The sequence below is a fragment of the Leifsonia sp. genome (assembly GCF_051955155.1).
GTDB lineage: Bacteria > Actinomycetota > Actinomycetes > Actinomycetales > Microbacteriaceae > Leifsonia.
Window position 1 is genome coordinate 1 of sequence record NZ_JBQCGZ010000008.1, and the last position, 12,749, is coordinate 12,749.

Genomic DNA, 12,749 nt, shown 5'->3' on the forward strand with positions numbered 1-12,749 from the left:
AAGTCGGGGGCCCATCGGGGGTGCGCCCCCCTTCGACGGGTCCTGCCGGGGTCCTACTTCGACGGGGTCGGCGTCGGGAAGGTCACCGAGCCGCTGCTGCCCGCGTCCTTGACCGCGGCCGCCACGAACGCCGCGAACTGCTCCGCGTTGGTGAAGCCGCCCTGGTAGCGCTCGCCGTTGACGAAGACGGTCGGGGTGCCGAAGCCGCCCTGCGGGCCCGCCAGCTGCTTGTCGGCGACGGCGTCGTTGGTGCGGTTGGTGATGAACTTCTCGTAGGTCTGCTTGTTGACGCAGTCGGTGATGGTCTTCGAGTCGACGCCGTTGTCCTTGAAGATCGTCAGGATCTCGGCGTTGGTGAGGCCGGTGCCCGTCGACTCGTCCGGCTGCTTGGCGAACAGCGCGCTGTTGATGTCGAAGAACTTGTCCGGCTGCTCGCTCGCCAGGCACGCCATCGCCGCGGCGGAGCGGGTCGAGTACTGGTTGTTCTTCGCGCTGTCGAGGATGGCGACCGGGTGGATCTCCAGGGTCGCACTGCCCTCGTCGAGCATCTGCTTGATCTGCGGCGCGTTCGTGGTCTCGAACTCGTTGCAGTACGGGCACTGGTAGTCCAGCCAGATCTGGATGTGCGCGGTCTTGCCGTCGAGGGTCTGCTTGGTCGGGGTGGGCTGCGCGCCGGAGGCGATCGCGGGGGTGGTGACCGCCTGGTCCGACTTCGTCAGCAGCAGGCCGCCGCTGAGCATGTTCTTCGGGTTCGCCACGTTGCTGGAGGCGCTGACGCTCGTGAAGATCACGACGCCGACGATGGCGAGCACGGCCACGATCCCGACGATGACCGAGCTCTGCACGATGACCTTGCGGCGCTTGGCCTTCTTGGCCGCCTCCTCGCGCATCCTCCTGGCGGTCTCGCGCGCCTCCTCGCGGCGGTCGCGCTTCGACGGGCCCGAGGCACCCTTACCAGTAGCCATTGGTGTTTGTTCCATTCGACGGCCGACAGTTTCCCTGACGATCGTATGGGGAAATAGCTTTGGATGCGCTGAGCCGCTGGCATAGCGTAGGGGGCGTGACCACGAGCGAGACGGCCCGATGACGACAGGCGATCAGGACGACCGGAGCGACGGAGCCGACACCGCGGCCGCCGACTACGCGGAGAGGCTCAACCGACTGGAGGGCGCTCGCTGGCGGCGGCTGCTGAACGTGCAGGCGCCGTACCGCTGGAACATCCGCCGGCTCGGCCTCGGCCGCGCGCTCGACGTCGGCTGCGGCCTCGGCCGCAACCTCGCGCACCTCGCCAACGACAGCGTCGGCGTCGACCACAACGCCGACTCGATCGCGATCGCGCGCTCCCGCGGCCTCACCGCGTTCACGAGCGCCGAGTTCCCGGACAGCGGCTACGCCGTCCCCGGTGCGTTCGACTCGCTGCTCTTCGCCCACGTGATCGAGCACGTGTCCCCCGACTACGGCGTCTGGCTCGTGAAGGAGTACCTGCCCTACCTGAAGCCGGGCGGGAAGGTCTGCTTCATCACCCCGCAGGAGGGCGGCTTCGCGAGCGACCCGACCCACATCACCTTCACCGACTTCGCCGGCCTGCGGCGACTGAGCGCGGCGACCGGCCTCACGGTCGACCGCCAGTTCAGCTTCCCGCTGCCGCGCTTCGCGGGCAGGGCGTTCCGCTACAACGAGTTCGTGATGGTGACGCACCGCCCGGTGTGAGGCGTCCGTCCCTCTGATGGGGACGTTGTGCGCGACTCCGACCGGCCGGAATACTCGCCGGCGAGGATCGGAGGGATCGTGGGCATCAGGACGCTCGGACGCAAGGGGTGGGCGGCGGTCGGCGTCGGTGCAGCGCTGGCCATCGTGATCGGTGTCTCGGCCGCGGCGGCAGGCAGCCGGCCGGCCGAGGAGCACCGGACGGTCGCTACCGCGGGCTTCTCGGAGGAGTCGAGCGCGCCGGCGACGCCGACGCCGGTCGTCGAGACGAGCACCGTCACGGAGACGGAGGCGGTGCCGTTCGCCGCGAAGACCGTGGAGGACGCGAACCGTGACGCCGGGACGAGCGCGGTGATGACGGCGGGCGTGGCCGGCGTCAGGACCAAGACGTACCGCGTGACGACGACGGACGGCGTCGAGACGTCGCGCGAGCTGATCTCGGACACCGTCACGAAGGCGCCCGTCGACCAGGTCACCAGTGTCGGCACCCGGCAGGCGCCGGCCGCCGCGGAGCCGCCCGCCCAGGCGCCGGCGGCCGAGGCCCCGGCATCGTGCGACCCGAACTACACCGGCGCGTGCGTCCCGATCGCCTCGGACGTCGACTGCGCCGGCGGAAGCGGAAACGGCCCCGCCTATGTGGCAGGGCCGGTCCGCGTCGTCGGTCAGGACATCTACGACCTCGACAGGGACGGGGACGGCGTCGCCTGCGAGTGACCTGCCACCGGCACCAGCCGCTGCAGCTGGGTGACGTGCGCCGGGGTCAGGTCGGCGAGCGTCGGCACCTCCAGCAGCTTCATGGTGCGCACGATCTGGTCGCGGAGGATCTGGATGGTGCGGTCGACGCCCGCGCGGCCTCCGGCCATCAGCCCGTACAGGTAGGCGCGGCCGATCAGCGTGAACTTGGCGCCGAGCGCGTACGCGGCGACGATGTCCGCGCCGTTCATGATGCCGGTGTCGATCGCGATCTCGGTGCGGTCGCCCACGGCGTCGACCACCTGGGGGAGCAGGTGGAACGGGATGGGCGCGCGGTCCAGCTGGCGGCCGCCGTGGTTGGAGAGCACGATGCCGTCCACGCCCAGGTCGACGAGCGTGCGCGAGTCCTCGACGTTCTGCACGCCCTTGACCACGATCTTGCCCGGCCACATGCCGCGGATGACGTCCAGGTCGGCGAAGCTGATCGACGGGTCCATCGCCGCGTCCAGCAGCTCGCCGACGGTGCCGCCGGTGGAGGACAGCGACGCGAACTCGAGCTTCGGGGTCGTCAGGAAGTCGTACCACCACCACGGCCGCGGGATCGCGTTGACGATGGTCCCGAGCGTCAGCTGCGGCGGGATCGAGAAGCCGTTGCGCTTGTCGCGCAGGCGCGCGCCCGCGACCGGGGTGTCCACGGTGAAGAACAGGGTGTCGAAGCCGTTCGCGGCTGCGCGCCTGACCAGCTCGTAGGAGATCTCGCGGTCGCGCATCACGTACAGCTGGAACCAGTTGCGGCCGGCCGGGTTCGCCGCCTTCACGCCCTCGATCGAGGTGGTGCCGAGCGTGGAGAGCGTGAACGGGATGCCCGCGGCTCCCGCGGCGCCGGCCCCGGCGACCTCGCCCTCGGTCTGCATGAGCCGAGTGAAGCCGGTCGGCGCGATCCCGAACGGGAGCGCGGAGCTGCCGCCCCAGATCTCGCACGAGGTGTCGACGGTGGAGACGTCGCGCAGGATCGACGGGTGGAACTCGATGTCCTGGAACGCCTGCCGGGCGCGGGCGAGCGAGAGCTCGCCCTCGGCGGCGCCCTCGGTGTAGTCGAAGGCCGCCTTGGGGGTGCGCCGGCGGGCGATGCGCTGCAGGTCCTCGATGGTGAGGGCCGCATCCAGCCGGCGCTTCTTGGCGTTGAGCTCCGGCTTCTTGAACGTCATCAGTTCCAGGAGCTCGGCGGGCTTGGGGAGCTGTCGTGTGACCATGTGCTGCCTAACGGGGTTCGTGGACGGGTTCGGACGGGGACGCATCGCGGTAGTAGCCGCTGATGTGGTCGTGGATGCCGGTGCGCGCCGCCGCGGCGTCGCCGGCGGCGATCGCCGCGATCACGGCGCGGTGCTCGGCCCGCAGCCGGGTCGCCATGTCCTCCCACACCGGGATGCGGGCGAGCCCGGCGAGCACGTAGCCCTCGATGGAGCTGCGCAGGCCGGACATGGTGGCGGCGACGACGGTGTTGCCGGAGGCCTCGGCGAGGGACAGGTGGAACTGGGCGTCGAGCGCGAGGAACTCCTGCGGCGTGAGCGCGGGGTCGTCCATGGCGTCCAGCAGCTGGCGCGCGTCGGCGAGGTCGGCGGACACGGCGGTCGCGCGCTCGGCGAGGTCGGCGGCGACGGCGGTCTCCAGCAGGAGACGGGTGCGGACGACGTCGGCGACTGGGAAGCCGTGCGCGGCGACCTGCAGCCGCATCAGCGCCTGCATCCCGCCGCCGGGCCTCGCGACGATGATGGCACCGGAGCTCGGGCCGGAGCCGGTCTGCGTGCGCACGAGACCCATCGCCTCCAGCACCCGGATCGCTTCGCGGACGCTGGAGCGCGCGACGCCCAGCTCGGCGGAGAGCGCACGCTCGGCGGGGAGGTGGTCGCCGGGCCGCAGGCGGCCGTCGACGAGCTGCGCCTCGATGTGGGCGAGCACGCCCTCCCAGGCCCGCGGCTCCGCGGTCATCGCGCCTCCTGTGGTCCGACCATGTGGTCCGACCACATTACCACGCGGTCACCGCAGCCGACATTTGGCACAATTCGCGGCGCGGCGCGGGGCGCAGCCGAGATTTGGCACAAATCGCGGCACGGCGCGGGGCGCAGTCGAGATTTGGCACAAATGTGCCTAGCAGCGGGCGGGCAGGCGGCGGGTGACGCGCGGGTGCGCTACTCGGCCGGCGCGGCGCTGCGGCCGACCTCGACGTCCTCGACGCGCGAGCGCGGCATGGCGAGCCCGGCGACGATGGTCAGCACCGCCGCCACGGCGACCGCGACGAACACCGCGGTCGACGCGCCCTGCACGGCCGCAGGATCGTGCGCTCCGGAGGCGGACGCTCCGATGATCGCGTTCGCGATCGCGCCGAACACCGCGACGCCCACAGCGCTGCCGATCGACCGCGCGAACATGTTGGTGCCCGTGACGACGCCGCGTTCGTTCCACGGGACGCTCGACTGCGCGGCGATCAGCGTCGGGGTCGCGATCAGGCCCATCCCGAGCCCGGCGACGAAGCAGCTGAGCGCCACGAAGAACACGCTGGGATGCGTGGAGGTCGCCGCGAGCACCGCGGTCCCGACGATCGCGATGCTGGTGCCGAGCAGCGCGGTGCTGCGGAAGCCGATGCGCAGGTAGAACCGTCCGGACAGGCTCGCGGCGATCGGCCAGCCGAGTGTGAGCGCCGCGACCGCGAGGCCGGAGACGATCGGCGGCACGCCGATGGTGCCCTCCAGATAGGTCGGCACGTACGAGGTGAGCCCGATCAGGATCGCGCCGACGCCGAGCGAGATCAGCGTGGTCGTCACCAGCAGCCGCCGCGAGAACACCCACAGCGGCATCACCGGCTCCGCCGCGCGCCGCTCCACGAGCGCGAACGCCACCAGCAGCAGTGCGCCGAGCGTGAACGCGCCGATGCTCCACACGGAGTTCCACGCCCACGCTTGCCCGCCCTCGAGCACCGCGAGGATGATCAGCGTCATCCCGCCGGTGAGCAGGATCGAGCCGGTGTAGTCGATGCGGTGCCTGCGGCGTTCGACGGACTCGTGGAAGCTGCGGATCAGCATCCACGCCGCCAGGATGCAGAGCGGGATGTTGACGAAGAAGATCCACCGCCACGACAGGAACTGTGAGAAGACGCCGCCGAGCGTCGGGCCGACGACGGAGGATATCGCCCACACGCTGGCGAGATAGCCCTGAGTCTTCGCCCGCTCGGCCACGGTGTAGATGTCGCCGGCGATGGTCATCGACATCGGCTGGATGGCGCCGGCGCCGAGGCCCTGGATGGCGCGGAACGCGATCAGCGCGGGCATGCTCCAGGCGAACCCGCAGAGGATCGAGCCGAGCAGGAAGAGCCCGATGCCGACGAGGACGATCGGCTTGCGCCCGAGTGTGTCGGAGAGCTTCGCGTACACCGGGACCGACACCGCCTGCGCCAGCAGGTAGATGGAGAACAGCCACGGGAACTGCGCGAACCCGCCCAGGTCGCTCACGATCGACGGGACCGCCGTGGCCAGGATGGTCGCGTCGATGGCCACGAGCCCCGTCGTCAGCATCAGGGCGATCAGGATGGGGCCCCGCTCGGAGCGGAAGCCGACGCCGGCTCGGGTGGGTTCGTTCACACGTGACAACAACACGGGGAGGCGACGGGCATTCCCGCTTGACGTGAAAGAGTCGGGCGCGCACAATCTGAAACATGTCTTTCACATCGCGTCCCGAGCGCCGGAGCACGGTCAGCGATCCGCGGGCGCTGCGCGCGCTGGCGCACCCGCTCCGCCTCGCCCTGCTCGACTATCTGCTCGCGTTCGGCCCGCGGACCGCGAGCGAGTGCGCCGAGGTCGTCGGCTCCACCGCGTCCAACTGCAGCTACCACCTGCGCGCGCTCGCCAAGTTCGGCCTGGTCGAGCGGGTGGAGGCGGAGGACGGCCGCGAGCGGCCCTGGCGGACCACCTCCACCGGCCTGCAGTTCGGCCGCACCGGCGACCCCGCCTTCCGGCTCGGCACCGACACCACGGAGCGATTCCTCGCCGACCGCCAGGTGGACGAGGAGGCCGACCGCGTGCACCGCGCGATCGCGCAGCGCGACGACCTGCCCGCCGAGTGGCGGGACGCCAGCATCCTCTCCGCGTACGCCCTGCGGATCGCGCCGGACGAGCTGCGCGAGCTGGGGGAGAAGCTGGATGCGCTGATCCGGCCGTACATCGCGCTCACCCGCGCGGACGCCCCCGACGACAGCGCGGTCGTCGCCCTGCACCTGAACGCCTTCCGGCACCCGGACGCGCCATGACCGGGACGACCGCCGCCGCGCGCACGCGCTCGCCGCTGCTGCGCCGCGACTTCGCGCTGATCTGGTCGGCCGGCCTCGTCTCCGACACCGGCGACTGGCTGCTGATGATCGCCCTGCCGCTGTTCGCGTTCTCGGTGACGGGGTCGGCGCTCGGGGCGTCCACCGTGTTCCTGGCCGAGCTCATCCCGATGCTGCTCGCCGGCTCGTTCCTCGGCGTGCTCGTCGACCGCTGGGACCACCGACGGACGATGGTGGTCACCGCGCTGCTCCAGGGCGTCGCGCTGCTGCCGCTGCTGGCCGCGAGCGCGGACCGGATGGGGATCGTCTACGCCGTCGCCGCGGTCCAGGCGTGCCTGGGCGGCGTGATCAACCCCGCGCGCCAGGCGCTGGTCCCGAGCCTGGTCGAGACGCGCGACCTCGGGCGGGCGAACGCGCTCATCGCCGTCAGCGACAATCTCGCGCGGCTGATCGGCTCGCCGCTCGGCGGCCTCGCCTTCGCCACGCTCGGCCTGCCCGGCGTGGTCGTGGTGGATGCGGCGACGTTCCTGGTCACGGCGCTGCTCGTCGCGCTCAGCCGGCCGCAGCGGCCGGCGGCGACGGCGGCGCGCGACGACCTCCCCGCGGCCGAGCGCCGGCTGTTCCGGCAGTGGCTGGAGGGGCTCGGCGAGATCGTGCGGTCGCGGACGCTGCGCACGATCGCCGTCGTCACCGCGCTGGGCAGCGTGGCCCAGGGGCTCTTCCTCGTCCTCTTCATCGTCTACGTCACGCAGGAGCTCGGCGCCGGCGATCCGGAGGTCGGCCTGCTGCGCGGCGTCCAGGCGATCGGCGGTGTCCTCGGCGGGCTCCTCACCGGCGTCCTGCTGCGCCGGCTGAGCTCCCGCGTCCTGGTCGGGGTCGGCTACCTCGTGTTCGGCGCTCTCTCGCTGCTGACCTGGAACCTCGCGCCGGTGACGACGGCCGTCTGGGTCTACGCCGCCCTGTTCGTGGCGATGGGCGTCCCAGCCGTCGCGACCGCCACGGGCGAGATCACGCTCGTCCAGACCGTGACGACGGGCGGCAGGCTCGGCCGGGTGATCGCGGCCATGACGACGCTGGCGGGCGCCGCCCAGGGGATCGGCCTGCTCGCGGGCGGCGTGCTCGCGGAACTCTTCGACGTGGTCCCCGTACTGGATGCGCAGGCGTCCCTCTATCTGCTGTGCGGGCTGATCGCGATCGTCTTCCTCGGCTCCCGCACGGTCGCCCCGCGGCCCGGGGGCCGGGACACCTAGCCGTCCCGGCCGCCGCATCCATTCGTCACGAACGCGCGTGGTTCGTCACGAGCGGCATGCATTCGTGACGAGTCGCGAGCGGCAACGGGACGAGTTGCGGGGGCCGAAGTGCGGCCGGCACCCCGTGGCTGGCCGTTTTGCTGCGAAAACCCGCCGGAGTTGCCGAGGGTTTTGCGCTTCGGCACGTAGGGTGTCGGTGTGTGGCGACTGGATAGGAAGAGCGAGGACGACGACATGGCGTCGGACGTGCCTGACGGCGACGCCATGCGACCGGCCTCCAACACGACCGCTCCGCACTCGCTGAGCCTGGGCGATCCCGGCCTCGTCGCCGGCAACATCGCCGAGCCGGTCTGGCGGAAGTGGCGCGAGGAGATCGCCGCGATCGGCGGTGTCTCGCCGCTGCTGCACTTCGAGGACAGCCCGCGCACCCGCATCGAGCTGAGCACGACGCACCCCGGCGGCCTTCCGCAGTTCATCACCGGCCGCAGCACGCTGCTGTCCAGCCTGATCCGTGACGAGCTGGCGCTGCGCACCGCGCGCGCCGCCGCGAACGCCATCACCGCGAAGGGCATCGAGCTGCGCTCTGTGCGCGGCATCGAGTCCGTGCACCTCGCGATCGGCCTCGCCCAGTGGCGGCACGGAACCGAGGAGTACAGCGCCCCGATCCTGCTGCGCCCGCTCGCCATCCGCCGCTACGGCCGCGACTTCGAGCTCAAGCTCAAGGGCCAGCCGTTCCTGAACCCCGAACTTTCCCGTGCCCTCGCCGAGCAGTTCCAGATCACCCTGGACGCGGACGCGTTCGTCGCGCTCGCGCTCGACAACGGCGCCTTCAAGCCGCAGCCGGTCATCGACCGCCTGCGCGGCCTGACCTCGCACCTGCCCTGGTTCAACGTGCTGCCACGGCTCGTCGTCTCCTCGTTCGCCGACGTCGCGCCGGCGCTCCGCGCCGAGGCAGAGGACCTGGACACCCCGCTCCTGGATGCGCTGGCCGGCAACCCGACCGCGCGCACCGCCATCGAGAGCGCCTTCAACCCGGTCGAGCCGATCCGCCAGGACGAGCGCCCGCCCGCCACCGACTCGCTGCTGCTGGACGCGGACGAGGAGCAGGAGAACGTCGTCGCGCAGATCGCGGCGGGCAACTCCCTCGTCGTCAAGACGTTGCCCGGCACCGGCGGCACGCAGACCATCGTCAACGCGATCGGCGCACTCGTCGCCCAGCACAAGCGCGTGCTGGTGGTCAGCCCGCGCCGCTCCAGCCTCGAGGACATCGCGCAGCGGTTCGCGAAGGTCGGCCTGCCCGGCCTCGCGGTCACGCCGCGCACGCTGCGCCGCGACCTCATTCAGTCGATCGGTCGCAACGAGAAGGCCGCGCAGCCCAAGGTCACCGACGTGGACGAGGCGCTGGTGCGCCTGCGCAAGGTCCTCATCGACTACCGCGCCGCGCTCGCCCGCCGCGACCCGGTGCTCCGGGTGTCGGTGCTGGACGCGCTGCGCGAGCTGTCCCGGCTTGCCCTTCTGCCCTCCCCGCCGTCGACCACCGCGCGCCTCGGCCGCCGGGCCATCGAGATGCTGGCGAAGGACCGCGACGCGGCCGCCGACGCGCTGATCCGCTCCGCGCGGCTCGGCGAGTTCCGGTACGGGCCGAGCGACTCGCCCTGGTACGGCGCCTCCTTCTCCACCACGGAGGAGGGCAAGGCCGCGCACGACCTGGCCAAGAAGCTGAACCGGGCCGAGCTGCCCCGCCTGATCGAGCGCGCGAAGGCGCTGATCGGCCAGACCAGGATGCGGCCGTTCGAGACCATCGCCGAGCTCGGCGTGTACCTGCGGCTGCTGCTGGACGTGCGCGAGACGCTCGACAAGTTCACCCCGTCGGTCTTCGACCGCTCGCTCGCCGAGCTGATCGCGGCCACCGCGTCCCGGCGGGAGTCCCCGGCGATGTCCGGGGCGAACCGGCGCCGGCTGCGCAAGCTGGCGCTCGAGTACGTGCGCCCCGGCGTGCACGTGACCGACCTCAACGAGAGCCTGCGGCGCATCCAGCAGCAGCGCATCCTGTGGAACCGCTTCGCCGTCGCGGGCGTCGTGCCGGAGGTGCCCGTCGGGATCGCGGACGTGCAGGTCGCCTTCCAGCGCGTCGCCGAGGACCTCGCGCGCCTGGACATCCCGCTGCGCCGCACCGGCACCCCGCAGTCGCTCGCCGCGCTGCCGATCGACGAGCTGACGCGTCAGATCGCCGGCCTCGCCGCCGAGTCCGAGGTGCTCGCCAACCTGCAGGAGCGCACGGCGCTGCTCGACCAGCTCCGCGACCTGGAGCTCGACCCGCTGCTCTCCGACCTGTCCGTCCGCCACGTGCCGGAGACCCAGGTGAGCGCCGAGCTCGAGCTGGCTTGGTGGCAGTCGGTGCTGGAGGCTCTGCTCGCGGGCGACCGCGCCCTGCTCAGCGGCAACACATCCGTCCTCGACCGGCTGGAGGCGGACTTCCGGCTCGTTGACGAGGCGCACGCTTCCGCGACCGGCAAGCAGCTGGCCTGGATGCTCGCCGAGACCTGGAAGATCGGCATCGTCGACTGGCCGGACGAGGCTGCAGCGCTCAAGCGGCTGCTGAAGTCCGGGACGCCCACCGCCGCGTCCCTCAACGACGCCGCCCCGCACCTGGCGCGCCCGATCGCGCCGGTCTGGCTGGTGTCGCCGTACGAGGTGCCCGACGTCCGCGCGGACGTCGCGTTCGACGCCGTGCTCCTGGTGGACGCCGGGGCGGCCAGCCTCGCCGAGTGCGTCCCCGTGCTGCGGCGCGCCAAGCAGATCGTCGCCTTCGGCGACCCGGTGACCCAGACCCCGTCGCGCTTCGACATCGGCGTGCACGAGTACGGCACGACGACGGGCTCGACCGACGTGGACGAGCTGCACGCGGACTCCGCCCTGGCCCGGCTCTCCGAGCTGCTGCCGGTCTACACGCTCACCCGCAGCTACCGCGCCGGGGGAGAGGACCTCGCCGAGCTGGTCAACCGCCGCTTCTACGGCGGGATGATCGACTCGCTGCCGTGGGCGGGCACCTATCTCGGCCACGGCAGCCTCGCGCTGCACTACGTGACCGGCGGCCAGGGCATGCCGGACAGCGACACCGGGGCCGTGGAGAGCACGGACGCCGAGGTCGCCAGGGTGGTCGAGCTCGTCCTGAAGCACGCGACGGAGCGGCCGCGCGAGTCCCTGATGGTGATCACCGCGAGCGAGCGGCACGCCGTGCGCGTGAACCAGGCGGTACTGTCCGCGTTCGCCAAGCGCAGCGAGCTCGCCGACTTCATCCTGGGCGACCGGCCGGAGCCGTTCACGGTGGTCACGCTCGACCAGTCCGTCGGCCAGAGCCGTGACCGCGTCATCTTCTCGATCGGCTACGGGCGCACCCCGCACGGCCGGCTGCTGTCGAACTTCGGCGCCCTCGCCGAGCCGGGCGGCGACCGCCTGCTCGCGGTCGGCATGACCAGGGCGCGCCGCGGCATGGACATCGTCTCCTGCTTCCGCCCGGACGACATCGACGAGAGCAGGATGCGGCACGGCATCGCCGCGCTCGCCCAGGTGCTCGGCGAGGCCGACCAGCTGCAGGCGGCGGTCCCGGAGTACCTGAGCCCGGACGCGGACCCGATGGTCGCCGACCTGGCAAAGCGCCTCGCCCGCAAAGGCCTGGACGTTCAGCTCGGCTACCGCGGCAAGCTCACGCTGGTCGCCGCGCACGAGGGCCGCGCGGTCGTGGTGGAGACGGACTCCGATGTCAACCGCGGGAGCCTGCGCGAGACGCTCCGGCTGCGCCCCGACGTGCTGCGCCGGCTCGGCTGGCACTACCTCCGCGTGCACAGCTTCGAGCTGTTCGCCGACCCGGACGCCGTCGCCGCCCGCATCGCGGCGCTGATCGGCGCGGGCGAGCCGAGCGCGGAGACCGCCCCGATCACGCTGCCGGTGCTCTGAGCGCGTCCCGCCGCTGCTCGGCCGGTGAGCCGAGCCGGGTTAGCCTGGAACGGTGAGCACCAGCACGCCCTCCGAGGACCGCCCCGCGCGCCGGCACCGCCGCGTGCAGCGCGACGGTGCGCCGGGCGCCGACCCGACCCCGCGGGTCCCCGAGCGCGACCGCGAGGAGGGCGCCTGGTCCCCGAACGACGACCAGCTCCGCCGCGACGTCCCCCCGCACTGGTAACCCGCCCCGCACCCCGCCGCCGTGACTGTCCCCGCCCGGTACGGGTGCCCCTGCGCGAGCACGGCCCGAACGTCCCGAACGCACGCACTCGCGTCACCGGCTACCGCAACTGTCCTCGCCCGGTACGCGTGGCCCTGCTCGAGCACGGCCCGAACGTCCCGAACGCGCACACTCGCGCGCCCCGGTGAGTGCGCCCGCGTGTACCGAGTGCGGTGGGGCGCCGGCGTGCAAACGTGACGCCGCGCCGCGATCGCGCGCCCGGGGCGCCGTGACTGTCCCCGTCCGGTACGTGTGGCCCTGCGCGAGCCCGGTGAGTGCGCCCGCGTGTACCGAGTGCGGTGCGGCGCCGGCGTGCAAACGTGACGCCGCGCCGCAGTCGCGCGCCCTGGCTGCCGCGACTATCCTCGCCCGGTACGTGTGGCCGCGCGCGAGCACGGCCCGAACGTCCCGAAGGCGCACACAGTCGCGCGCGCCGGTGAGTGCGCCCGCGCGTACCGAGTGCGGTGCGGCGCCGGGGTGCAAACGCGACGCCGCGCCGCAATCGCGCGCCCGGGCCGCCGCGACTGTCCCCACGCGGTACGTGTGGCCCTGCGCGAGC

General features: G+C 72.3%; 10 protein-coding genes. 6 read left to right on the forward strand and 4 right to left on the reverse strand.

What is annotated here, in order from left to right; genetic code table 11:
• Positions 1–53 precede the first annotated feature (53 nt).
• Entirely contained in the window at positions 54–965 is a 912-nt protein-coding gene (locus ACTHMF_RS00495; protein WP_314149179.1) for a DsbA family protein, read from the reverse strand.
• Positions 966–1,083: 118 nt separating this feature from the next.
• Here ACTHMF_RS00495 and ACTHMF_RS00500 point away from each other — a divergent pair, with 118 nt between their 5' ends.
• Positions 1,084–1,710 carry a class I SAM-dependent methyltransferase gene (locus tag ACTHMF_RS00500; RefSeq protein ID WP_440315852.1) on the forward strand — a complete coding sequence of 209 codons (627 nt, stop codon included), beginning with the start codon at positions 1,084–1,086 and terminating at the stop codon, positions 1,708–1,710.
• 78 nt (positions 1,711–1,788) lie between these two features.
• Complete coding sequence (locus ACTHMF_RS00505; RefSeq protein WP_440315853.1) at positions 1,789–2,421, forward strand: G5 domain-containing protein; 633 nt, start codon at positions 1,789–1,791, stop codon at positions 2,419–2,421.
• Here ACTHMF_RS00505 and ACTHMF_RS00510 read toward each other — a convergent pair.
• From ACTHMF_RS00510 to ACTHMF_RS00520, 3 genes are all read right to left on the reverse strand, one after another.
• Positions 2,379–3,653: an alpha-hydroxy acid oxidase gene (locus ACTHMF_RS00510; protein WP_440315854.1), complete on the reverse strand. Its 1,275-nt coding sequence runs from the start codon at positions 3,651–3,653 to the stop codon at positions 2,379–2,381. The two genes, ACTHMF_RS00505 and ACTHMF_RS00510, sit on opposite strands and share 43 nt — an antisense overlap.
• Positions 3,654–3,660: 7 nt before the next feature.
• A complete protein-coding gene (locus ACTHMF_RS00515) occupies positions 3,661–4,389 on the reverse strand; it encodes a FadR/GntR family transcriptional regulator (RefSeq protein WP_440315855.1) in 729 nt (242 codons plus the stop codon).
• A gap of 200 nt (positions 4,390–4,589) precedes the next feature.
• Positions 4,590–6,035 carry an MDR family MFS transporter gene (locus ACTHMF_RS00520; protein ID WP_440315856.1) on the reverse strand — a complete coding sequence of 482 codons (1,446 nt, stop codon included), beginning with the start codon at positions 6,033–6,035 and terminating at the stop codon, positions 4,590–4,592.
• Positions 6,036–6,109: 74 nt separating this feature from the next.
• On the opposite strand from ACTHMF_RS00520, the gene ACTHMF_RS00525 reads away from it, so the two are divergent.
• The 4 genes from ACTHMF_RS00525 (at position 6,110) to ACTHMF_RS00540 (ending at position 12,151) form a co-directional block, all read left to right on the forward strand.
• Complete coding sequence (locus ACTHMF_RS00525; protein ID WP_440315857.1) at positions 6,110–6,700, forward strand: winged helix-turn-helix domain-containing protein; 591 nt, start codon at positions 6,110–6,112, stop codon at positions 6,698–6,700.
• A complete protein-coding gene (locus ACTHMF_RS00530) occupies positions 6,697–7,968 on the forward strand; it encodes an MFS transporter (RefSeq protein WP_440315858.1) in 1,272 nt (423 codons plus the stop codon). Before ACTHMF_RS00525 ends, ACTHMF_RS00530 begins: the two co-directional genes overlap by 4 nt.
• A gap of 234 nt (positions 7,969–8,202) precedes the next feature.
• The gene (locus ACTHMF_RS00535; protein WP_440315859.1) at positions 8,203–11,925 is read left to right on the forward strand and encodes an AAA family ATPase; all 3,723 of its coding nucleotides are present in this window, start codon (positions 8,203–8,205) and stop codon (positions 11,923–11,925) included.
• 52 nt (positions 11,926–11,977) lie between these two features.
• A complete protein-coding gene (locus ACTHMF_RS00540; RefSeq protein ID WP_440315860.1) occupies positions 11,978–12,151 on the forward strand; it encodes a hypothetical protein in 174 nt (57 codons plus the stop codon).
• Positions 12,152–12,749 lie beyond the last annotated feature (598 nt).